Source organism: Gibbsiella greigii (genome assembly GCF_039540155.1).
In the GTDB taxonomy this organism is placed as follows: domain Bacteria; phylum Pseudomonadota; class Gammaproteobacteria; order Enterobacterales; family Enterobacteriaceae; genus Gibbsiella; species Gibbsiella quercinecans.
Genome location: NZ_BAABEM010000007.1, coordinates 308,667 through 331,198 on the forward strand (window position 1 = coordinate 308,667; position 22,532 = coordinate 331,198).

Annotated in this window: 23 protein-coding genes and 4 tRNA genes; 15 read left to right on the plus strand and 12 right to left on the minus strand. The window is 55.8% G+C overall.

Annotation, left to right across the window (positions count from 1 at the left end; translation table 11 throughout):
• Positions 1 to 33: 33 nt before the first annotated feature.
• The 10 genes from alaS to luxS all read left to right on the plus strand — a co-directional run bounded on the left by alaS (position 34) and on the right by luxS (position 7,454).
• Complete coding sequence (gene alaS, locus AC559G_RS07970; protein ID WP_498912127.1) at positions 34 to 2,661, plus strand: alanine--tRNA ligase; 2,628 nt, start codon at positions 34 to 36, stop codon at positions 2,659 to 2,661.
• 252 nt (positions 2,662 to 2,913) lie between these two features.
• On the plus strand, positions 2,914 to 3,099 hold the full coding sequence (gene csrA, locus AC559G_RS07975; protein WP_004091602.1) for a carbon storage regulator CsrA: 186 nt from the start codon (positions 2,914 to 2,916) through the stop codon (positions 3,097 to 3,099).
• Between the two features lie 307 nt (positions 3,100 to 3,406).
• Positions 3,407 to 3,499 (plus strand) — tRNA-Ser (locus tag AC559G_RS07980).
• A 3-nt stretch (positions 3,500 to 3,502) separates the two neighbouring features.
• Positions 3,503 to 3,579: transfer RNA gene (locus tag AC559G_RS07985), tRNA-Arg, on the plus strand.
• 61 nt (positions 3,580 to 3,640) lie between these two features.
• Positions 3,641 to 3,717: transfer RNA gene (locus AC559G_RS07990), tRNA-Arg, on the plus strand.
• A 60-nt stretch (positions 3,718 to 3,777) separates the two neighbouring features.
• Positions 3,778 to 3,854, plus strand: a tRNA-Arg gene (locus tag AC559G_RS07995).
• A gap of 277 nt (positions 3,855 to 4,131) precedes the next feature.
• A complete protein-coding gene (gene yqaB / locus AC559G_RS08000; protein WP_498912128.1) occupies positions 4,132 to 4,698 on the plus strand; it encodes a fructose-1-phosphate/6-phosphogluconate phosphatase in 567 nt (188 codons plus the stop codon).
• Positions 4,695 to 5,123 carry a YqaA family protein gene (locus tag AC559G_RS08005; protein WP_498912129.1) on the plus strand — a complete coding sequence of 143 codons (429 nt, stop codon included), beginning with the start codon at positions 4,695 to 4,697 and terminating at the stop codon, positions 5,121 to 5,123. Before yqaB ends, AC559G_RS08005 begins: the two co-directional genes overlap by 4 nt.
• Before the next feature lie 81 nt (positions 5,124 to 5,204).
• Positions 5,205 to 6,773 (plus strand): glutamate--cysteine ligase, encoded by a 1,569-nt coding sequence (gene gshA, locus AC559G_RS08010; protein WP_498912130.1) that lies wholly within the window; start codon positions 5,205 to 5,207, stop codon positions 6,771 to 6,773.
• A gap of 165 nt (positions 6,774 to 6,938) precedes the next feature.
• Positions 6,939 to 7,454, plus strand: coding sequence for an S-ribosylhomocysteine lyase (luxS, locus tag AC559G_RS08015; protein ID WP_438597078.1), 516 nt, complete (start codon positions 6,939 to 6,941; stop codon positions 7,452 to 7,454).
• Between the two features lie 77 nt (positions 7,455 to 7,531).
• Here luxS and AC559G_RS08020 read toward each other — a convergent pair whose 3' ends face one another.
• Entirely contained in the window at positions 7,532 to 8,821 is a 1,290-nt protein-coding gene (locus tag AC559G_RS08020; RefSeq protein ID WP_438597077.1) for an HlyC/CorC family transporter, read from the minus strand.
• A gap of 81 nt (positions 8,822 to 8,902) precedes the next feature.
• Positions 8,903 to 9,694, minus strand: a complete 792-nt coding sequence (locus AC559G_RS08025) for a cytochrome C assembly family protein (RefSeq protein ID WP_121553118.1) — start codon at positions 9,692 to 9,694, stop codon at positions 8,903 to 8,905.
• A gap of 168 nt (positions 9,695 to 9,862) precedes the next feature.
• Here AC559G_RS08025 and ffh point away from each other — a divergent pair, with 168 nt between their 5' ends.
• From ffh to rplS, 5 genes are all read left to right on the plus strand, one after another.
• Positions 9,863 to 11,224 (plus strand): signal recognition particle protein, encoded by a 1,362-nt coding sequence (gene ffh / locus AC559G_RS08030; RefSeq protein WP_438597076.1) that lies wholly within the window; start codon positions 9,863 to 9,865, stop codon positions 11,222 to 11,224.
• A gap of 197 nt (positions 11,225 to 11,421) precedes the next feature.
• The gene (rpsP, locus tag AC559G_RS08035; RefSeq protein WP_095845910.1) at positions 11,422 to 11,670 is read left to right on the plus strand and encodes a 30S ribosomal protein S16; all 249 of its coding nucleotides are present in this window, start codon (positions 11,422 to 11,424) and stop codon (positions 11,668 to 11,670) included.
• Between the two features lie 18 nt (positions 11,671 to 11,688).
• Positions 11,689 to 12,237, plus strand: coding sequence for a ribosome maturation factor RimM (rimM, locus tag AC559G_RS08040; RefSeq protein WP_438597075.1), 549 nt, complete (start codon positions 11,689 to 11,691; stop codon positions 12,235 to 12,237).
• Positions 12,238 to 12,289: 52 nt separating this feature from the next.
• Positions 12,290 to 13,057, plus strand: a complete 768-nt coding sequence (gene trmD, locus AC559G_RS08045; RefSeq protein WP_095845908.1) for a tRNA (guanosine(37)-N1)-methyltransferase TrmD — start codon at positions 12,290 to 12,292, stop codon at positions 13,055 to 13,057.
• A gap of 49 nt (positions 13,058 to 13,106) precedes the next feature.
• Complete coding sequence (gene rplS / locus AC559G_RS08050) at positions 13,107 to 13,454, plus strand: 50S ribosomal protein L19 (RefSeq protein WP_004955150.1); 348 nt, start codon at positions 13,107 to 13,109, stop codon at positions 13,452 to 13,454.
• Between the two features lie 162 nt (positions 13,455 to 13,616).
• Here the strand turns inward: rplS and AC559G_RS08055 are convergent, their stop codons facing one another.
• The 10 genes from AC559G_RS08055 to AC559G_RS08100 all read right to left on the minus strand — a co-directional run bounded on the left by AC559G_RS08055 (position 13,617) and on the right by AC559G_RS08100 (position 22,530).
• Entirely contained in the window at positions 13,617 to 13,835 is a 219-nt protein-coding gene (locus tag AC559G_RS08055) for a DNA-binding transcriptional regulator (RefSeq protein WP_498912131.1), read from the minus strand.
• 89 nt (positions 13,836 to 13,924) lie between these two features.
• On the minus strand, positions 13,925 to 15,073 hold the full coding sequence (locus tag AC559G_RS08060; protein ID WP_498912132.1) for a phage late control D family protein: 1,149 nt from the start codon (positions 15,071 to 15,073) through the stop codon (positions 13,925 to 13,927).
• The gene (locus AC559G_RS08065) at positions 15,070 to 15,555 is read right to left on the minus strand and encodes a phage tail protein (RefSeq protein ID WP_498912133.1); all 486 of its coding nucleotides are present in this window, start codon (positions 15,553 to 15,555) and stop codon (positions 15,070 to 15,072) included. Before AC559G_RS08065 ends, AC559G_RS08060 begins: the two co-directional genes overlap by 4 nt.
• A gap of 6 nt (positions 15,556 to 15,561) precedes the next feature.
• Positions 15,562 to 17,997, minus strand: a complete 2,436-nt coding sequence (locus tag AC559G_RS08070) for a phage tail tape measure protein (RefSeq protein WP_498912134.1) — start codon at positions 17,995 to 17,997, stop codon at positions 15,562 to 15,564.
• Complete coding sequence (locus AC559G_RS08075) at positions 17,990 to 18,112, minus strand: GpE family phage tail protein (protein WP_498912135.1); 123 nt, start codon at positions 18,110 to 18,112, stop codon at positions 17,990 to 17,992. Before AC559G_RS08075 ends, AC559G_RS08070 begins: the two co-directional genes overlap by 8 nt.
• Positions 18,113 to 18,144: 32 nt before the next feature.
• The gene (locus AC559G_RS08080; RefSeq protein ID WP_498912136.1) at positions 18,145 to 18,426 is read right to left on the minus strand and encodes a phage tail assembly protein; all 282 of its coding nucleotides are present in this window, start codon (positions 18,424 to 18,426) and stop codon (positions 18,145 to 18,147) included.
• A 54-nt stretch (positions 18,427 to 18,480) separates the two neighbouring features.
• Positions 18,481 to 18,990: a phage major tail tube protein gene (locus AC559G_RS08085; protein WP_498912137.1), complete on the minus strand. Its 510-nt coding sequence runs from the start codon at positions 18,988 to 18,990 to the stop codon at positions 18,481 to 18,483.
• Between the two features lie 13 nt (positions 18,991 to 19,003).
• Positions 19,004 to 20,173 (minus strand): phage tail sheath protein, encoded by a 1,170-nt coding sequence (locus tag AC559G_RS08090; RefSeq protein WP_498912191.1) that lies wholly within the window; start codon positions 20,171 to 20,173, stop codon positions 19,004 to 19,006.
• 100 nt (positions 20,174 to 20,273) lie between these two features.
• On the minus strand, positions 20,274 to 21,350 hold the full coding sequence (locus tag AC559G_RS08095; protein ID WP_498912138.1) for a phage tail protein: 1,077 nt from the start codon (positions 21,348 to 21,350) through the stop codon (positions 20,274 to 20,276).
• 61 nt (positions 21,351 to 21,411) lie between these two features.
• Positions 21,412 to 22,530, minus strand: a complete 1,119-nt coding sequence (locus AC559G_RS08100) for a hypothetical protein (protein ID WP_498912139.1) — start codon at positions 22,528 to 22,530, stop codon at positions 21,412 to 21,414.
• Positions 22,531 to 22,532: the final 2 nt, after the last annotated feature.

Here is a 22,532-nt window from a genome sequence, read left to right on the forward strand (position 1 = left end):
CACGTGTCGTTATTCTGCCTTTCCGGGAAAAATATGAGCAAGAGCACCGCTGAGATCCGTCAAGCGTTTCTCGATTTCTTCCAGAGTAAAGGTCACCAGATCGTAGCGAGCAGCTCCCTGGTGCCTAACAATGATCCGACGTTGCTGTTTACCAATGCCGGGATGAACCAATTCAAAGACGTTTTCCTGGGGCTGGACAAACGTGCCTATTCCCGTGCGACAACGTCGCAACGCTGCGTGCGCGCAGGCGGTAAGCATAACGATTTGGAAAACGTTGGCTATACCGCACGTCACCATACCTTCTTCGAGATGCTGGGCAACTTCAGCTTTGGCGATTATTTCAAGCACGATGCGATTATCTTCGCATGGGAACTGCTGACCAGCCCGCACTGGTTTAATCTGCCGAAAGAAAAGCTGTGGGTCACGGTATATGAAACCGATGATGAAGCGTACAACATCTGGCGTGATGACGTGGGCGTGCCGGTGGAGCGTATCATCCGCATCGGCGACAACAAAGGGGCGCCGTATGCCTCCGATAACTTCTGGCAAATGGGCGATACCGGCCCATGTGGCCCATGTTCCGAGATTTTCTACGATCACGGCGATCATATCTGGGGTGGCCCTCCGGGCAGCCCGGAAGAGGACGGCGATCGCTATATTGAGATCTGGAACCTCGTTTTCATGCAATTCAACCGTCAGGCCGATGGCACCATGCAACCGTTGCCGAAGCCTTCCGTTGATACCGGCATGGGGCTGGAGCGTATCTCCGCCGTACTGCAGCATGTGAACTCCAACTACGAAATCGATCTGTTCCGCACCCTGATCAAAGCGGTTGCGGAGGTGACGGGTGCGACAGACCTGGACAACAAATCGCTGCGCGTGATTGCCGACCATATTCGCTCCTGTGCTTTCCTGGTTTCCGACGGCGTGATCCCATCGAATGAAAACCGTGGCTATGTGCTGCGCCGCATCATTCGCCGTGCGATCCGCCATGGCAATATGCTGGGTGCGAAAGAGACCTTCTTCTATAAGCTGGTTGCGCCGCTGATCGCCGTGATGGGGCCGGCCGCTGACGAGCTCAAGCGCCAGCAGGCGACGGTTGAGCAGGTGTTGAAAACCGAAGAAGAACAGTTTGCCCGCACGCTGGAGCGTGGCCTGGCGCTGCTGGATGACGAGCTGGCCAAGCTGCAGGGGGATACCCTGGACGGCGAAACCGCGTTCCGTCTCTACGATACTTACGGCTTCCCGCTGGATCTGACGGCGGATGTTTGCCGTGAGCGTGGGCTGAAGGTTGATGAAGCCGGTTTTGAAGCCGCGATGGAAGCGCAGCGCTCCCGTGCGCGTGAGTCCAGCGGTTTTGGCGCTGACTACAACAACGTGATCCGTGTGGACGGTGCCAGCCAGTTCTGTGGTTACGACCATAACGAACAGCAGGCAAAAGTGACCGCTTTGTTCCGCAACGGCCAGCCGGTAGATGAAATTCACGCGGGTGAAGAAGCCGTCGTGGTGCTGGATAAAACGCCATTCTATGGCGAATCTGGCGGGCAGGTTGGCGATAAAGGCGTGTTGAAGGCCGCCGCCGGTGATTTTGTGGTTAATGATAGCCAAAAATACGGGCAAGCCATCGGCCACCAGGGCCAATTGGCGCAAGGGGCGTTGAAGGTTGGTGAAGCCGTTGATGCGGTGATTGATGTCGCGCGCCGTAACCGTATTCGCTTGAACCACTCGGCGACGCACTTGCTGCATGCCGCGCTGCGCCAAATCCTGGGCGAACACGTCGCGCAGAAAGGCTCGTTGGTGAATGACAAATACCTGCGTTTCGACTTTTCGCACTTTGAAGCGATGAAGCCGGAACAGATCCGTGCGGTTGAAGATCTGGTCAATCAGCAGGTGCGCCGTAACCTTCCGGTGCAGACCGAAATCATGGCGCTGGACAAGGCGAAAGAAAAAGGCGCCATGGCGCTGTTTGGCGAGAAGTATGACGAGAATGTTCGTGTGCTGACCATGGGCGATTTCTCCACCGAACTGTGCGGTGGCACCCATGCCGGGCGTACGGGGGATATCGGTCTGTTCCGCATCATGAGCGAATCCGGTACTGCAGCCGGTATTCGTCGTATTGAAGCGGTGACCGGTGAGGGCGCTATCGCTTCGCTGCATCAACAAAGCGATTTGCTCCAGAACGTTGCCCAGTTGGTGAAAGGCGACAGCAACACGCTGGCTGATAAAGTACGCGGCGTGGTGGAACGTACCCGCTTGCTGGAAAAAGAACTGCAGCAGTTGAAAGATCAGGCCGCAGCGCAGGAAAGCGCATCGCTGTCGAGCAAGGCCAAGCTGGTCAATGGCGTTAAGCTGCTGGTGAGCGAGTTGAACAACGTTGAGCCGAAAATGCTGCGGACGATGGTTGACGATCTGAAAAATCAGTTGGGATCGGCGATTATTGTGCTGGCCACGGTTGCGGATGATAAGGTCAGCCTGATTGCCGGCGTGACCAAAGATCTGACCGACCGGGTTAAAGCCGGCGAGCTGATTGGCAATGTCGCACAGCAGGTTGGCGGCAAAGGCGGTGGCCGTCCGGATATGGCGCAGGCAGGCGGGAGCGACGTTAATGCGTTGCCTGCGGCGCTGGGCAGCATAGAGGCTTGGGTTGCTTCAAAACTGTGAAATATAAATAAATAGTACAAGGAAATGCTATAAATGGTTGTTGTTTATAGCATTTTATTACTGTACTGCTACATTGTTGTTACACTTACGGGAACAAAGTTTTGCAGGTCGGCTAGACTTACCATTAGCTGCGGTGATATCAAGCTCATTAACATCCATTGTTAATGTCATGGCTTACGTTTTCACCATATATGATGGATAATGGCCGGGAACTGAGAGACCCGACTCTTTTAATATACCAAGGAGCAAAGAATGCTAATTCTGACTCGTCGAGTTGGTGAAACCCTCATGATTGGCGATGAGGTAACGGTCACAGTGCTAGGAGTAAAGGGCAACCAGGTACGTATTGGCGTGAATGCTCCCAAAGAGGTGTCTGTTCACCGCGAAGAAATCTATCAGCGTATCCAGGCCGAAAAGTCTCAGCAGACGACTTACTGATTTCTAAACAGCGTCTCGTGGCTTAGCGAGGCGCTGTCTACAACTTTTGCCTGTTGGGGCATCCCCTTGCCGTTACTCCCTGTTTTCTATTGCCGCCGTTCATCTTTTTCTCTGCGTTCATCCACCGTTGCCTGTTGATAATATTCCCATTTTGCCGTGAAAGTGCCCATGTTGCGTGTGAATTGTGCAAACGGCGGTGAGTTGGGAAAAATTGTTTGACTTATAAGGCGGGGAAAGTAATATGTGCGCCACGCAGTGCCGATGAGCTTCAACAAAAGTTTTCATCGCACACTCGAAAGAGGCGTTTGGTGAGGTGGCCGAGAGGCTGAAGGCGCTCCCCTGCTAAGGGAGTATGCGGTCAAAAGCTGCATCCGGGGTTCGAATCCCCGCCTCACCGCCATTTGCATCCATAGCTCAGCTGGATAGAGTACTCGGCTACGAACCGAGCGGTCGGAGGTTCGAATCCTCCTGGATGCACCATATTTTGCAGTATGGTGGGGTAGTAACAACGTACCATACGGTATCAAAAAAGAAATTCTGTGCATCCATAGCTCAGCTGGATAGAGTACTCGGCTACGAACCGAGCGGTCGGAGGTTCGAATCCTCCTGGATGCACCATATTTTGCAGTATGGTGGGGTAGCAACAACGCACCCTACGGTATCAAAAAGAAATTCTGTGCATCCGTAGCTCAGCTGGATAGAGTACTCGGCTACGAACCGAGCGGTCGGAGGTTCGAATCCTCCCGGATGCACCATATTTAACCTCGCGAAGAGCAGTCTGCATTCGCGTGGTAAGCAAGAAGGTGTTCTTAAGGAAGATGACGTTGCTTCAGCAACGGCCCTCAGGGTAAGGCGCTCGCGCCAAGTTCCCCATCCTGGATACAGCCTATCAGCAAAACCCGCTTCGGCGGGTTTTTTGCTTTTTCATCACCATGCTAACCGTTTAGCACTTTCCCCCTCCGCACATGCAGCGACAATTTCCCCGCTTTACGCTAAAGTAGATGACTTTCATTTAATACGCATGGGGCTGCAATGTACGATCATTTCCAGGGTCTGATCTTTGACATGGATGGGACGATTTTGGATACCGAGCTTACGCACCGCCAGGCATGGCACGACGTTTTGGCGCGGTACGGCATGGTGTTTGATGAAAAAAAAGTCATTGCGCTAAATGGCTCGCCAACCTGGCGTATTGCCCAGGCATTGATTGAAAGCCACGGCGCGGATCTTGATCCTCATGCCCTGGCGAAAGAGAAAACGCAGGTTGTGGAAGCCATGCTGTTGGACACGGTTCGCCCGTTGCCGCTAATTGACGTGGTAAAGGCTTACCATGGCCGCCGGCCAATGGCCGTAGGCACGGGCAGTGAACACCGGATGGCCGAGATGTTGCTGCGCCATTTGGGGCTATTGCCGTATTTCAATGCTATTGTTGGCGCCGACGACGTTGCACGCCATAAGCCAGAGCCGGATACCTTTTTACGCTGTGCGAGCCTGATTGGCGTGCCGCCTGAAAAATGCGTTGTGTTTGAAGATGCCGATTTTGGTATTCAGGCGGCGCAACGTGCCGGCATGGCAGTGGTGGACGTTCGGGCGCAGTGAGTAGTACGCTAGCTCTCGTCTCATTGTTCGGCAGCAGTTTCCTGAGTGCGACCCTGTTGCCGGGAAACTCAGAAATTGTATTGGTCGCCTTGCTGGCAAACGGCGTGACGCAACCCGAGTGGTTGGTTTTGGCCGCAACCCTTGGGAATACGCTTGGCGGGCTGACAAACGTCATTATCGGGCGCCTGTTGCCCGCGTTGAAGGCTCAGCCGGGGCTGGGAATGGCACAGTATTGGCTGCAACGCTTTGGGCCGGTTGCGTTATTGCTCTGTTGGCTGCCGGTCGTCGGCGATGTGTTGTGCGTGTTGGCAGGTTGGCTGCGGATGCCATGGGGCCCCGTCGCGCTGTTTCTGTGCATTGGAAAAGCGCTGCGTTATATCGTCCTGGCGGTGATAACGTTGCAGGGAATTGCCTGGTGGCATTAACGAAATGAATATAACTCAATATTCTCTCGGGTGCAGATTCAGTATGCTTACGAGTTATTCTTTTATCAGCGGGAGGTCGATTTGATCCCGGACGTATCACAAGCGCTTTCTTGGTTGGAAAGCCATCCCCATGCTTTAAAAGGGATCCAGCGTGGCATTGAGCGGGAAACTCTGCGGGTCACCGCGGACGGTACGCTAGCCACGACTGGGCATCCAGAGAAACTGGGCGCGGCATTAACGCATCAATGGATTACCACAGACTTCGCCGAGGCGCTGTTAGAGTTCATTACGCCGGTTGATGACAATATCGAACACATGCTGACGTTCCTGCGCGATATCCACCGTCACGTGGCGCGGAATCTGGGCGAAGAGCGCATGTGGCCACTGAGCATGCCGTGCTTCATCAGCGCCGAGCAGGATATTGAACTGGCCCAGTATGGCTCTTCAAATATTGGCCGGATGAAAACGCTGTATCGCGAAGGGTTGAAGAACCGTTATGGCGCCCTGATGCAGGTCATTTCCGGCGTGCATTACAACTTCTCATTGCCGCTGGCTTTCTGGCAGGCGTGGGCAGGGGTAAAGGATGAAGAAAGCGGCAAAGAACAGATCTCCGCAGGCTATTTCCGCCTTATCCGCAATTATTACCGGTTTGGCTGGGTGATCCCCTATCTGTTTGGCGCTTCGCCGGCGATCTGCTCCTCGTTCCTGCAAGGGCGTGAAACTGCGCTACCGTTCGAGCGAACCGACAGCGGAGCGCTTTACTTACCGTATGCAACGTCACTGCGGCTGAGTGATTTGGGCTATACCAACAAATCGCAAAGTAACCTGGGCATTACGTTTAACGATCTGCATACCTACGTTGCCGGGTTAAAGAAAGCGATCGTCACGCCTTCTGAAGAGTTCGCCAAATTAGGCGTGAAAAGCCAGGGCGACGATCGTTATTTGCAGCTCAATAGCAATGTACTGCAGATTGAAAATGAACTGTATGCGCCGATCCGCCCCAAACGCGTCACAAAAAGCGGTGAGACGCCGTCGGATGCTCTGCTGCGCGGCGGTATTGAATACATCGAAGTGCGCTCACTGGATATCAACCCCTTCTCGCCGATAGGCGTTGATGCGGTGCAGGCGCGTTTCCTCGATCTGTTCTTGGTATGGTGTGCGTTGGCGGATGCGCCGGAAATGAGCAGCGATGAGTTGCTATGTACGCGCACAAACTGGAACCGGGTCATACTGGAAGGGCGCAAACCGGGCCAGACCATTGGTTTTGGCTGCGGAGACACCACCAAACCATTGGATCAGGTAGGGAAGGCGTTGTTTGCCGACTTACGCCGCGTTGCTGAAGTGTTGGATAATGACGCCGGGGATCGGCAGTATCAACAGGCCTGCGATGCGCTGGTGGCTGCGTTCGACGATCCTGATTTAACCTATTCCGCGCGTATCCTGAAGGCCATGCAGGAAAAAGGCGCCGGGCGGGTTGGCCTGGAACTGGCAAGTCAGTATCGAGATATGCTGATTGAAGAACCGCTGGAAATCCTGACGGAAGCGGATTTTAATGCCGAGCAGGTGGCTTCATGGCAGCGCCAGCGCAACAAAGAAGCCAGTGATACGCTAAGCTTTGAACAGTTCCTGCAAGTTAACGGCGGGGGCTGAAAAGAAAAAGGCCACATCACTGTGGCCAAATATACATCTCTGATGACAGGGATGATGATAACAAATGCGCGTCTTTCACATATTCAGACTCGCAGGCTTGGAAAAGGTTTCCCTGGTAGCTAAAAAAATTCTTAAACAGATACGATTGTACGAGGAGGCGACGAAATGCCACTGCTGGATAGCTTTACCGTAGACCATACTCGCATGGCAGCTCCGGCTGTTCGCGTTGCGAAGACCATGAAGACGCCTCATGGCGATACCATCACCGTGTTCGATTTGCGTTTTTGTGTCCCCAACAAGGAAGTGATGCCTGAGCGTGGCATCCATACGCTGGAGCACCTGTTCGCCGGCTTTATGCGTGATCATCTAAACGGCCAGGGCGTGGAAATTATTGATATTTCACCGATGGGTTGCCGGACCGGCTTTTATATGAGCCTGATCGGCGTGCCGGATGAGCAACGTGTTGCTAAAGCCTGGAAGGCGGCGATGGCAGACGTGCTGAAAGTCACCGACCAGCGCAAAATCCCGGAGTTGAACGAATATCAGTGTGGTACTTACCACATGCACTCCCTGAAAGAAGCGCAGGAAATCGCTCAGCACATTCTGGATAACGATGTGGTGATTAACCACAATGATGAGCTGGCATTGCCGAAAGAGAAGTTGAAAGAACTGCACATTTAATCCTGTGCGTTTTGTGCCGTAAATAAAAAAAAGACGCGATTGATCGCGTCTTTTTTCTTTTCTGCCGTGGCGAGCGCTCAGTGCCCTTGCACGCTGGCCTGCAACGGGCGGAGCGGGATAACCCGCACTTGTTTGACCATGTTGTCCTGCACGTCCAGAATTTCAATATCATACAACCCGATACGCACGCGCGTGCCGGCGTCGGGGATATCCTCTAATGCTTCCAGCAGCATACCGTTAATGGTTCTTGCTTCGTGCGCCGGCAGGTTCCAGTTGAAGGCCTTGTTTAATTCACGGACGTTGGCCGTACCGTCGATCAGCACCGAGCCGTCGCCCTGCGGGTTAACCTCTTCAGCCAGCGTTGGCGACATGGAGGTGGTGAAGTCGCCGACGATCTCTTCCAAAATATCCTCGACCGTCACAAGCCCCTGAATATCACCGTATTCATCCACCACGATGCCCACTTTCTCTTTATTGCGCTGAAACTTCACCAACTGCACGTTGAGCGGGGTGCCTTCCGGCACAAAGTAAATTTCATCGGCTGCGCGCAACAAGTTTTCTTTATTGAACTCTTTCTTTTCGGTCATCAGGCGATAGGCTTCGCGTACCCGCAGCATGCCAATGGCATCGTCCAGCGAATCACGGTAAAGCACAATGCGGCCATGCGGCGAGTGGGTAAGCTGGCGCATGATGGACTTCCATTCGCCGTTGACGTCAATGCCGACAATCTCATTGCGCGGCACCATGATGTCGTTCACCGACACCTTTTCCAGATCCAGCACCGAAATCAGCATGTCCTGATTGCGGCGTGAAATCTGGGCCTGGGATTCCGTGACGATGGTGCGCAATTCGTCTTTGCTGACCGCATCGTTTACGCGCACATTGGTGCGAATACCGAAGGCGTGTAAAACCAGACTGGTGATGCTGTTAAGCAACCATACCAGTGGGAACATCACCTTTTGCAACGGTGCCAACAGCACGCTGCTGGGGAAGGCAATACGTTCCGGGTAAAGCGCGGCGAAGGTTTTGGGCAGCACTTCGGCGAACAGCAGCACGGCCAGCGTCAACACGGCGGTGGCGATGGCCACCCCGAAATCACCATACAGCCGCATACCCACGATGGTCGCCAGCGCTGAAGCCAGAATGTTGACCAGGTTGTTGCCCACCAGCACCAGGCCAATCAGGCGATCCGGCTTCTGCAGCAGTTTTTCAACCCGGCGCGCAGCACGGTTGCCGCTTTTTGACTGGTGGTGCAGGCGATAACGGTTGAGCGTCATCATGCCGGTTTCTGACGCAGAAAAGTAAGCGGAGACCACAATCATGATCACCAGGGTAATAATGAGGGTCCCTGTCGAAACGTGCTCCAACGTTGTATTCCTTATAGGCGGATGAAGATAGCCCCATACACGGTGGTGTGAGGACGAACCAAAAGCGGACGCTATGCTATTTTAGCGTACCATCACTTCCTGAATCAGTCGGCTGCCAAAATAAGCCAGCGTCAGCAAAAAGGCGCCGGCAAAGCTGAACCAGACGACGCGCCGCCCGCGCCAGCCTTCGTGGTAGTGGCCCCACAGCAGCACGATATAGATAAACCACGCCATAATGGAGAGCACCGCTTTGTGAACATTTTCCTTGCTGAACAGGTTATCCATGTACAGCAGGCCGGTGCACAGCGTCAGAGTCAGCAAAACTACGCCGATCTGGGTGATATGAAACATTTTGCGCTCAATGCTCATCAACGGCGGCATATCGGCGCTGAAGGTGAGCTTTTTGTTTTTGAGCAGGTAATCCAGACAGGCCAACTGCAGCGCATAGAGCGCAGCGATAATCAGCGTTGCGTACGAGAACAGCGCCAGCCCAATGTGCACCAGCAGCCCTGGCGTCGCTTCCAGATGTGTGATGAACTCCCCCGGCATGAAGCTGGCAAACGCCAGATTGATCATGGCAAAGGTGTACACGATTGGCGTCAGGAACCAGCCGCGATTGCGCGAAGCGACGATGGTCATCACGGTACAGATAATCAGACTGACGATAGCACCGATATTGAGCAGGCTAAGATTTTGCCCGGTGCTGACATCGAAGATCCGCTGCTGCAGGGCAATGGCATGGCAAACTAATGCCGCCACGGCTGAAATCAAGGCAAGCCGACGGTATGCGCTGTTCTTCCTCAGTAGGCTGGGGATGATCAGCCCAAGGCTGATCAGATAGGCCGTTATAGCCGCAATGGAGAATACTGGCATAGCGTTTAATTTTAACATCGGCATGGTTAAACAGATTGCCAGTATAGCCTTGCATGCGGCTTGCTCCAACCTATCTCCAACGCTAAGGCAGAGATCGCGTAGGCTTCGTGTTATAATCGCCGCAATTGTGTCGCCACTGCGGCCTGTCTTTACGTTGAGCATGAGACGATGTTTGAAAATTTAACCGATCGATTGTCGCGCACACTGCGCAATATCAGCGGCCGTGGGCGGCTGACCGAAGAAAATATCAAAGATACCCTGCGTGAAGTTCGTATGGCCCTGCTTGAGGCGGACGTCGCCTTGCCGGTGGTGCGTGATTTTATCAACCGCGTCAAAGAGCGCGCCGTCGGCCATGAAGTCAACAAAAGCCTGACCCCGGGGCAGGAGTTCGTCAAGATCGTTAAGAACGAACTGATTGCCGCGATGGGCGAGGTGAATAACGAGCTGAATCTGGCCGCGCAGCCGCCGGCTGTGGTACTGATGGCCGGCCTTCAGGGGGCGGGTAAAACCACCAGCGTCGGTAAGCTGGGTAAGTTCCTGAAGGAAAAACAGAAGAAAAAAGTGCTGGTGGTTTCTGCCGACGTGTATCGCCCCGCGGCGATTAAACAGTTGGAAACCCTGGCAGAGGGCGTCGGTGTGGATTTCTTCCCGTCGGATGCTCAAGATAAACCGCTTGATATCGTTAATCGCGCGCTGCAGCAGGCGAAGCTGAAGTTCTACGATGTTCTGATCGTCGATACCGCCGGCCGTTTGCACGTTGACGAAGCGATGATGGATGAAATCAAGCAGGTGCACGCGGCGATCAACCCGGTGGAAACGCTGTTTGTGGTTGATGCGATGACCGGCCAGGATGCGGCGAATACGGCCAAAGCCTTTAATGAAGCGCTGCCGCTGACGGGCGTGGTGCTGACCAAGGTTGACGGTGACGCGCGCGGCGGTGCGGCGCTTTCCATTCGCCACATCACCGGCAAACCGATCAAGTTCCTTGGCGTGGGTGAAAAGACCGAAGCGCTGGAGCCTTTCCATCCCGATCGCGTCGCCTCGCGCATTCTGGGCATGGGCGATGTTCTGTCGTTGATCGAAGATATTGAAAGCAAGGTTGATCGCGAGCAGGCGGAAAAGCTGGCTAACAAGCTGAAAAAGGGCGACGGTTTTGATCTGACCGACTTCCTGGAGCAGTTAAAACAGATGCGCAACATGGGCGGGATGGCCAGCATGCTCAGCAAGCTGCCGGGCGCGGGCCAACTGCCGGACAATGTGAAGTCGCAGATGGACGACAAAGTGCTGGTGCGGATGGAGGCAATCATCAACTCGATGACGCTGAAGGAGCGCGCTAAGCCGGAAATCATCAAAGGTTCACGCAAGCGCCGTATTGCCATGGGGTCCGGCATGCAGGTGCAGGACGTCAATCGCCTGCTCAAGCAGTTTGATGAAATGCAGCGCATGATGAAGAAAATGAAAAAAGGCGGTTTGGCGAAGATGATGCGTGGCATGAAAGGCATGATGCCGCCGGGCTTCCCTGGCCGCTGAGGCGTGCGCGCGTTTGTTGAATTACCGTTCGCGGTAAAAACGCCCGAAATTTGACTGGCTGCAAAACTTGTTGGCTGCAATCGACGCTTTAGATTGCTTTTTGCGCCAAAATGAGTAAAATTTTCGGGCTTTTTATATTGCAACCGGGCCCCGTTCCTCGATGGGGCCCGGCTGTTTTATTAACTAAAGAGGATGTTATGGTAACAATTCGTTTGGCACGTGGCGGCGCTAAAAAGCGTCCGTTCTATCAAGTAGTAGTGACCGACAGCCGCAATGCGCGTGATGGTCGTTTCATCGAGCGCGTAGGCTTCTTCAACCCGATCGCTTCTGGTCAGGCTGAAGCACTGCGTCTGGACCTGGACCGCATCGAACATTGGGTCGGCCTGGGTGCAACCGTTTCTGATCGCGTTTCTGCGCTGATCAAAGACGTTAAGAAAGCAGCTTAATCTGTCGCGGTGGTGGCAATGAGCAAGCAACTCAAACCGGCAGTGCCCAACCAGCCGATTGTTCTCGGCAAAATGGGTTCTAGTTACGGCATTCGTGGTTGGCTCAGAGTGTTTTCATCCACCGAGAACGCTGAAAGCATTTTTGACTATCAGCCCTGGTTTATCCAGAAGGCGGGTCAGTGGCAGCATATCGAGCTGGAAAGCTGGAAGCGCCACAATCAGGACATGATCATCAAAATTAAAGGTGTTGACGATCGTGATGCGGCGAATCTGCTGACCAATTGCGAAATTGTGGTGGATTCAGAACAACTGCCTCAACTGGATGGCGATGACTACTACTGGAAAGACCTGATGGGCTGCCAGGTAGTGACGCCCGCCGGTTATGATCTGGGTAAAGTCATCGATATGATGGAAACCGGATCAAACGATGTGCTGGTTGTAAAAGCAAACCTGAAAGATGCATTCGGTATGAAGGAGCGGCTGGTTCCGTTTCTTCATGGGCAGGTTATCAAGAAAGTCGATCTCGCTGCCAAGGTGATCGAGGCAGATTGGGATCCTGGTTTTTGATCTCCGGCTTGAACGGTCTGGGGTCGTGGAATAGACAAATGGGGATTGGCTTGTGTTTATTGGTATTGTGAGCCTGTTTCCAGAGATGTTTCGCGCCATTACCGATTACGGAGTGACGGGCCGGGCAGTAAAAAATGGCCTGCTGAGCGTGCAGTGTTGGAGTCCGCGTGACTTCACCTACGATCGGCATCGCACCGTGGACGATCGCCCCTATGGCGGTGGCCCAGGGATGTTGATGATGGTGCAACCCTTGCGGGAAGCCATCCACGCAGCCAAAGCAGCGGCAGGTGAAGGCGCAAAGGTGATTTATCTTTCACCTCAGGGGCGCAAGCTGGATCAAACCGGCGTGTGTGAACTGGCGGCCAACCAGAAAATCATTCTGGTATGCGGCCGTTATGAAGGGGTTGATGAGCGCGTGATCCAAACCGAAATTGACGAAGAATGGTCAATCGGCGATTACGTTCTCAGCGGTGGGGAACTGCCGGCAATGACGCTGATCGATTCAGTCGCTCGGTTTATACCGGGTGTGCTGGGCCACCAGGCGTCTGCAGAAGAAGATTCTTTTGTCGATGGATTGCTGGACTGCCCACATTATACCCGCCCTGAAGTGTTGGAAGGAATGGAAGTACCGCCGGTTCTGCTGTCGGGCAACCATGCCGAGATACGTCGCTGGCGCTTGAAGCAGTCGCTGGGCCGAACCTGGCTTAGAAGACCTGAACTTCTAGAAAGCCTAGCTCTGACTGACGAGCAAACGGTGTTGCTGGCTGAGTTTCAACGGGAACATCAGGCCGAGCAACAGGACCATGAAGGGAACGCCTGATACGCAGGCGAGACCGATATATCAGTTTACCTAGGGTAAGAGACATATTATGAGCAACATTATCAAGCAACTTGAACAAGAGCAGATGAAGCAAGACGTACCTGCATTCCGTCCGGGTGATTCCGTGGAAGTTAAGGTATGGGTCGTTGAAGGTAGCAAAAAACGTCTGCAGGCATTCGAGGGCGTGGTTATCGCTATCCGTAACCGCGGTCTGCACTCTGCATTCACTGTTCGTAAGATTTCCAACGGCGAAGGTGTTGAGCGTGTATTCCAGACTCACTCCCCTGTAATCGACAGCATTACTGTTAAACGTCGTGGTGCCGTTCGTAAAGCCAAACTGTACTACCTGCGTGAGCGTACTGGTAAGGCTGCTCGTATTAAAGAGCGTCTTAACTAAGATACAGCTAACGCTGCATCCAAAAGTTAATAATTATCAGGGGTTTACCGTTGTGGTAAGCCCCTTTTTTTATTCTGCGCCTACAAATTGCCTACCGAGAACGGAAATCATGCCCACAATTGCCTACAGGCATAAAAAAACCTGCTTTCGCAGGTTCCTTTTTTACATCCAAAGTTGCCCCTGATTTTGCCGGGTTGGGTGGGGTGGGGCGTGGCTGATTTGCCCAGGTGTCATGATCGCGCTTTCGTAGGTTTCCATTGTTTTGAATGTATGCCCGCAGTTGATGTTTTGGCATTGGTGATAACGCTCTTTTGTTTTATCACTCAGGTAACGGCTTGAACGCGCATGAGCACCAGTTTTGCAAAGAGGACAATGGAACATAGTAACACCTTAATTTTGTAAGATATGGCGCACCGTAGCCCTGATTTTGTACGTTGTTAATGTGATTTTCACTAATTTACAAAATAAACTCATTGATTAACTTCATAATTCACATCAGACAGTAACACCTCAAGCGATAACCGTGTCGTAAACCCGCTGTTGTCCAGGCTATGCGTCACCTTGCTAACTATCCACGACTGGGCGTCGATCACCGATTTAAACCCTCTGACCTGCACCGGTGATTCTGGCAGGATATCCGCGCGCCCCATCGCCAGCGATAACGAAAACTCTGCTACACCGCGTTGTAGCTTTTCCCACTTGGCCTGCGCGGCGCGCATAGCGGCGGCTTTGGTCGCATAGACGGTAGTGATGGCAAACACGTTATCACTGCTGCCAGCCAGGTATTCGCCCTGTGCTTCTTCGGTCGCCTTGCTTTGCTTTTTACTGGCCGCTTTCGCCTTGGGGTGTTGCAACGCCCGCAAATGCGGCTCCTTGGGTTTGCGTTGCAGTTTCACTTTCTTTGGCTTGGGCTGTTTGGTGTTCAACCAACTGGCCGTTACGCCGGTGTAGGCGTCGCGGTCAGCAATACTGAAACTGTGCCGATCGCCATCCTTGCGGGTCAGGGTAAATACCGGCAGCGGCTTGCCGTTCACCGTCTGGCCGTTGCCGGGTTTCATCAGCAGCAGGCACCCGCTTTTTATCATGGCAACGGCGCCATTCAGCGAGGCCAACCGGGTTAAAAACGCCGCATCGGTTTCCTGCGTTTGGTCGATGTGGCTAATTGGGATCGCCGCCAGCCTGGTGCCCAGTAGAGCCTTGAGGTCATTCCTGGCCGCAACCTGCTGCACAATATCGCCCAGCGTGGTGTCGTGATACGAATTATCCCGGCGCGTATTCAGCGAGCCGCGAAAATCCGCGCTCCGGGCGCGCAACGTCAGCGTATCCGGCGCGCCCCGGTGCTCGACCTCGTCTACCGTAAACTGGCCTTTCGGCGTCAGGGGGCTGCCTTTCCAGCCCAGGGACACGGTGAGCACCGCATTGCGTTCCGGCATCACCATCCGCCCGTCGCTGTCGTCCAGCTCGATGTCCAACTGGTCGGCCTCAAAGCCCCGATTGTCCGTGAGCGACAGGGAAATCAGCCGCTTGCGGATATTCTGTGTAATGTCTTTGCCCTGCAACAACACGCTGAAATCCGGGGCAATCTGTGCCCCGGCAGGCATCGAAACCCCGGTGATCATGCCAATAATCCTCCCAATTTACTCACCGCGCTGTCGGCCAGGTCACCGGCCTGGCTATACAGCTCGCTGGCCTGCTGGCGCAAATCACCGAACATCGCTACCAGGGATTCATCCACACGCTTGAGATTCAGTGTGAACTCTGTGCGACGAGGCGAACCATCGGCAAAAAACAGGCTGTGCGTCTCAGCTAACGACTCCACCACGAACATGCCGTAAATCGTGCCATTGCCGCCAATCAACGGCCAGGCGCGCCCTTCGTCGGCCATTAATTCCAGTGTCAGCAATGACCAGCGCCCGCCGGTGATCTCCGGCAGGAGCACGCCCGACAGCGTGATTTTTTCGTTATCGACTCCCAGGAACTGGGCGGATGGTCGCTGGCCGATACGGTTGTTCGTCGGCCAACGGTAATCCTTATTGCGCTGCATCGTCTGGTACGGCAGCGTTTGCAACATAAAAACAAAAAATCCCAATGTCAGCATCATACGTTGTTACTCCCATCCCATCATTGTGCTGCGGGCGCGGGCGCGGCGGTCACGCTCCTGGCGTTCCTGCGCCTCGTTAAACAGTTGGATAGCCTCTTCACGGCTCAGCCCCGGCGGGATCACCACATCAAACTGGTTGTGCGTTACGCTGTGATCGGCATAGCTGGGTGAGGCGCCAGGCACCACCGGGGTATAACGCTGCGGGGCCAGCGGCGGTACCGAGAGCCGATCGCCCTCCGTCGCCGCTGTAGTTAATGCCTTGTCGGCCAGGCCGTTTGACTCACTGTTAACAATGCCGAGCTTTTCCAGCACCCAGTCGATGCCCTTGCGCAACGTGTCCAGCGCCTTGAGCGGCAGGGTTAACGCCATCGCCAGCCCTTCGCCAAAAATGCGCCCGGCCTGGGTGGCCGTTTCCAGCGCTTCCGCCGAGGCGGTCACCGGCTTAAAAAACGCTTTAAACCAGTCAAACGCGGTGCGCACGCCGTCGGCAATTGCGGTAAACAAGGGTTGCAGCGGAGCCAGACCGGCTTTGATGCCGTCGGCAACGCCGCCCATAAAGGCGCTGATTGGCGCCCAGTATTTACGGATAAATAACGCCCCTGCCGCTATCACCGCGATCACCCCGGCGACGATGGCGATGATCCCGGCCAGCGGCAGGCTCACTGCGCCCAGGGCGGCACCAATCACTCCGCCTGCCACGCTAAACGCCGTGCCCAACAATCCCGCCCCGGCAATCAGCGTATTCACCCCGGCCATTACCGGCCAGGCAATCAGCCCCAAGGTCGCCAGACCGCCGAGTAACGCCGTGGCGCCCGCAACGACTTTCACTAACGTATCGACCAACGCCGGGTTGGCCTTCGTCCATTGTCCCACCTTGGTCAGCCACTCCGTGGCGGTCACCGTCAGTTTGCGTAGCGCGGCGTTCTGGCCGTCGAAGACCTCGATACGCACGTCTTCCCAGGCGGAAAACAGGTTTTTCAAATCACCGTCGAGGTTATCCACCTTGACCTTAGCAACCCGTTCGGTTGTGCCTTGGGAATTAATGGCTGCATTTTTTCGCTGCTGCAGTTCCCCATCCCCAGCGGCCGCAATCAATCCAACGGCACCTTTCATGGCCTCTTCGCCAAAAATCACCTTCAGGTATTCCGCCTGCTGGGCGCTGCCCAGGCGATTCTTTTTAAACGACTGGTCGAATTTTTTCAGGATACCGGCGATCGGCAACATGTTGCCTTTGTTATCCTTTGTTTTAACGCCCAGCTCCGACAGCGCATCTTGGGCTTCGCCAACCGGCGCTTGCAGGCGGGTAAACATGGCGCTGGCCGACGTCCCAGCCATGCTACCTTTGAGGCCATCTTTCGCGAGGATGCCTAACATTGCTGTGGTATCTTCGATGCTCGCCCCGGCCATGTTGGCAATGGGAGCGACATACTTCATCGCCTCGCCAAAGTCTTCCAAACTGGAGTTAGAGCTGTTAAAGCCCTGAGTCATCACGTCAGCAACCCGTTGAATTTCATCCGTCGGAATTTTGAACGCCGATTGCATGTTGGTGATGATGTCGGCCGCATTGGCAATATCCACATCGGAGGCCAACGCCAAATTAACGGTTGATGCTGTTGATTTCAGAACCGCATCGCCGTCAAAACCCGATTTGGCAAGTACCGTTTGCGTGCGGGCGACATCGGTCGGCGAAAACGCCGTGGTCGCGCCAATATCCCGCGCCTGCTGGCGAATGGCCGCCAGTTGTGCATCCTCTTTCCCCAGCCCCAGGGTGGCCTGGGTATCGGACATTTGCTTGTCAAACTGGACGCCGGGGGCCACGAAAGCCCCTTCGGCAACCAATCCGGCGGTGGCGACGCCCAGCCCGGTCGCACTGGCATTGCGTACGCTGGCGGTGGCCGTCTGGCCCGCCTGATAACGGCGGCTCACCTGGTTAACCTGCGCCTGCGTCTGGCTTAACCGCGCCAGTTCGTTCCGCTGGCGCGCCAGGGTAGCGGTGGCTTCACCGGCCTGCGCCTTCAACTGGCGTTGGGCGGCACTCAGGTTGCGGGTGGCGATACCGTCGGCGTTGAGCGCATCGCGCTGGCGCTGTACCGACTGGCGCAGGCCGTTGTATTTGGTTTGCAGCTCACCGGCCGCCTGCTTGGCAGCCGCCAATAGTCGCGCCTGGGCCGCTGTGGGTTTTGCCGTTGCCTTGAACTGTACGGCCAGCGCCGCCGCTTCTGCCTTGGCCTTTTTCAGCGCGTCGCCGGTGACGGCCAACTGGGCATTGGTTTTACGAAAACCCGTAATGCGGGCCGCCTGGGCGTCCAGGGTTTTGAGGGTTTGCCGGGTGGCGTTGATATCCCCGGCCAGCCGTTGGCTGGCCTGTTGGATACTTTTCAGCGGGCGTGTGGCCTGGTCTACGGCCTTCAGCAAAACCTGTAGCTGTAGGCTTTTACTCATCGTGTTTCACTCCACTGCGTTGCAAGGCTTTCTCGCGCCAGTTCAGCAGCTCCGTGAGCGTCATACCGGCCATTTCTGACGGTGGCCAGTGAAAGACCACCGCGATATCCGCCATCAGATCATCAACGCTCAGGCGGGCGTCAATCGCTACGCTGCCGAGCTCGGCGACAAAAAACCGACAACCTTCCCGGCCAGCGCTACCAGGTCGGGCAATTCCAGGCGGGTGCATTCTTCTTTGGTCAGGTTGGGATAGGTCATGCGGGGCAGCACCACCAACAGCGCGTCAACATCCGCATTGGCGACGGCCGCCAGGCCAACGCCGCGCAAGGTGCCGGCGTTCGGTTTGGTGATACGGATTTCACTGATGAGGGTATCGCCGCGTTTTACCGGCGTATCCAGGGTAACCAGGTTATCGTCTTTTTCGCTCATGGTACTCTCGTGTCAAAAGTCGTTAGGTAAAGTCGGCCTGTGGCCGACGCAATATTACAGACCGATGGCTTTACGGTGGGCGGCCAGCAGGTCAACGCCGTCGACCTTCTCGATCATGTTGATGGTATCGACCTCGATCAACTCTTCGCCGTCTACGGTCAGCTTGTAGTAGGTGCATTCAGTGGCGACCTTGGTTTCGGTGTCTTCTCCCTGTTTGCTCTCGCCCCAGTCGATTTCCTTGTGCTTGCCGCGCAACACCACCTCGACGGCGGTGATCTCGCCGGTATCATCCCGTTGATAGGAGCCCGCGAAACGCAGCGGTGCGGCATCCACGGCGCCCCACTGTTTCAGTACCAGCGTATCGAGGCCGCCCATCGACCATTCCAGCGACAACGCATCATCATCCAGGCCCAAATCGACCGGCGCCGCGCCGTTCATCCCGCCGCCCCGGTATTTCTCCAGCTTGCGGGTCAGCTTCGGCAGCGTCATGGCCGATACAATGCCCATGTAGCTAAAACCGTCGTTAAACAGGTTGAGGTATTTGAGTTTCTTTGGCAGTGCCATGGCTTATCGCTCCTTATTGATTGACCGCGGCGGCAAACTGCGCCAGATATTTGTCGGTAATGCGCTGGCGCAACGTCAAATCTTCCAGCGGCGGCACCGGCGTATAGTCGTAATCCAGGAACAGCTTGCCCGCCTTGAGGGTTTCGGCCGTGTTGGCGCTGCTGTCATACCAGCAATCGCCATCAAGGATGAGCCCGGCAGACTTCAGTTCGCGGAATTTGGCCTTGATACCGTCGACCATGTCGCGGATAAGCGTTGGCGTGACCGGGCGGTCAACGGCCCACAGGTGCGCTTCGGCCATGGTGTCGGCAATCACCTGCGCGGTACGGGTGTAGTTCTCAAAGGCGAACAGCGGATCGTCAGAACAGGTGCGGGAGCCCCAAAACTTGAAGCCGTCTTTGCGGATCAGCGTGGTGACGCACGCCTGGTTGAGCAGGTCGGCATCGGTGCCGGTCGCCTGCAGATCCCAGAACACACTGGCGGAAATGCCGGTCACGCCGTTGACGCCAACGTTGGACAGGGTTTTATGCCAGCCGGTGTCACTGTCGATTTTGGCGCGCAGGCCCAGCGCCCGCGCGGTGGCATAGGCGATATCGCTGCTGCTGGTTGTGGTGTTCCAGCTCACAAAGTCCGGCCAAATCAGCATCAGTTCGCGCTGGTTGAAGTTGTTGCGGTATTTGATGGCTTCCGGCACGGTTTTGCAGCCGTAGACGCTGATATAACCAAAAGCGCGTAACTGCTGGCAAATGGAGGCCAGCGCGGCGGCAACCGCCTGATTATCCAACCCTGGTACGCCGAGGATACGCGGCTTAACGCCCAATTCCGCCTGTGCGGAAAGTAGCGCCTTCATGCCGGTGTAACGGCCGGTTTCATCCGTACGGCCGATGATATTTGAGGTGGTTTCTTTTTCGTCCTTGCCTTCCGGCACGCGGACAACGACGGTCACCGGCCGGGCCTGCTCGGCAATCGCCAGCAATGCGTTTGCCAGGGTGCCCTGTTGGCCCGCGCTGGCGGTGGCGGCCAGTACATCGGTGATTAACACTGGGGTATTGAGTGGGAACGCCGTGGCGTCGGCATCGTCCGCCGTGCAGACCATGCCAACAATGGCGGTTGAGACTGTGGAAATAACGCGGGTGCCGTCGTTGACCTCAACGACGCGCACACCGTGATGATAATCCCCCATGTTGTGGCTCCAGTTGGTGATAGGAGCCGCCATACTGCCGTGTGCTTTGCACCATTGCACTTAACCCCGGTGGTGTGTGGGATCAGACAACGTGCCGCCGTTATGCCGCGCGATACCAGCCCATCAGCTTAATGAACTTGTTGGTCACGTCGAGGCGGTTACCGGCGCCCAGCGCGGCCGTTTTCCCCGATACGCGGTGGCCGTGCGGCCCAAGCTCGAGCGCATGCACGTGATCCGGCGCTTCGCTGGTTTGGGTCATCGCGTGCGGCCCCTGGTTATCCGTACCCGAAGATTGTTCCCCCCACTTGGCGCCTGGCGCACCCCATCCGCCATTGTGCACGTGTTTACCGGCGCCTTGGGTTGTCTTCGTCCCTAAATCGGTCTCAGCGGCGGTGCCGGTGACGTCAATCTGCACATTGGGCAGGTTGTCGCGATTGAGGGTGATCGCATCGCTGCCGCCGATGGCGCCCAGGTCTGAACCGTCGGCCTTCGCCAGCCGGAGGGTGCGATCCTCGCCGAGATATTCCCAGGTTGACCACGGCCATTTTTCGTTAGGGTTCACGTTCTGGTTAAAGAACCGCACATCACCCACTGGATTATCCAGCTCCCAGGCGTCGCGGATGGCGCTTTTGACGGCGGCGGCAATGGCGTTCTTGGTCGCTTTGTCGATTTCTACCGCCATCTCATCGGTGTAATCCATGGCCTGGCTTTTGGCCTTGCTGACTTCCTCGGCCGTTGCCAGCATCACCGCCGGGTCGGCAATCAACTGTACGTTTGCCGTGCTGCTGACCGCTAACCAGATAGTGATCACCTGGAAGCGGCCGGCACCTTCCGCCAACAGCGGCTTATAGGATTCGGGCAGGTTGGCGACCGCCAGGCATTCACCCTGATTATTAAACAGGCCCACTTCCCGCAGCCAGAAACCGCCGATCTGCGGCGGCATAATCATTTCGGCGCGAATAACGTTCGCGGCCTGGTCGGCGATAACCAGGCGATTGAGCGGCGCGCGAAACCGTTCGTTAATCAGCCCCGTTTGTTCTGGGGCCGGGGTTGGCAAGGTGCCGCCGCCATCCCCGACGGCCATCTGCGTGATGCCCAGGGGAATATTTGCCAGGGCTGCCGCCGCCAGGCGCTGCGTGCCCAGCGTGGTGAGAATGGCGCTAAATTGTTTGCTCATCAGGCTATCCATCAGTCAAGGGCTACACCCCGGCGTTACCGGGGTTAGGTGTTTAAGGCGATTAACTCAACGGGGCGTAATACACCGGGCGCAGGCCCATTTCCGTATTCACCGTTTCTACATTGTTGGCAAAGCCAAACTGGAAAATGTCGTTTTTGCCGCGTACCGGGTGTACGCAGTTGGTCGCCCCCGGATTGTAGTTGGCGGTGGAGCCCGCCGGGATTAACCCTGCGCCGGTGCGGGTCGGCCACACGCCGTACAGCTCCAGCAGATTTTTTACCACCTCCGGCAAGGTATTGATGGGTTGTGTACTGGTGGCTCCCCAGCTCTGGTGATAGAACTCATTAGACGCCAGCCCGGTGGCTTTACTGACCGCACGCACACTGTTGGGCGTGGTGGCGACATAATCCGATGTGGACGTGCTGCCGGTGTGTGTCGGGGCGATCAGCGCCCCGGTGCTGGCATCAATAGCATACCAGCCCGCCACATCGGCCGCATGGGCGCCAAAGGTGGCCGCAGCGGTCAGCGCCGCTTCATTACCCGCGCCGTAAAGCTGGATTTCACCGCCGACCACCCGCGCCCCGTAGGTGCGCTCCCACAGGTTGCCCGCCAGATCGCTGATGCCGTTGTACTTTTTATCGTGACGGAACGACAGCGGGCCGGAGCCGGTATAAATTCGGGGTGATTGCGATGACGTATCGCCCGCCGCCTTGCCGTCAACACGGCGGCCGTACTGCGTCGCATCCAGGGTGGATTTGCCGTACACGTCCGCCCCCTGGGGGCTGTAGGCATTTTTCACTGCCATGGCTTGGATCAGCGCCCATTCTACCGAAGTCATGCCGTGCCAGGTCGGGCCCATGGCTTTCAACAAGGAGATCAACGCGCTGCCGGTCTGCGCATAAGTATTGGCATCGACATTGGGCAAGCTTAACACCTCGCCATTCACCACACGCCCCTGATAGGTGCCGATATACAGATAAGGGATCTCCTTATCGCCGTGCTTAAACGCCGGATGCACGCCGTTAATGCCCAATGACGGATTCAAATCCTGGCTGTTCGCCTTGGCAATGATATTCACAAACGTGGCCTGGCCCTTCGGGGTGTACAGCACGGTTTGCTTGCCGCCGGAGGCCGCTTCAACCGATGTGCGCAGCGCATCTTTTACTAAAATGGTGGTCATGA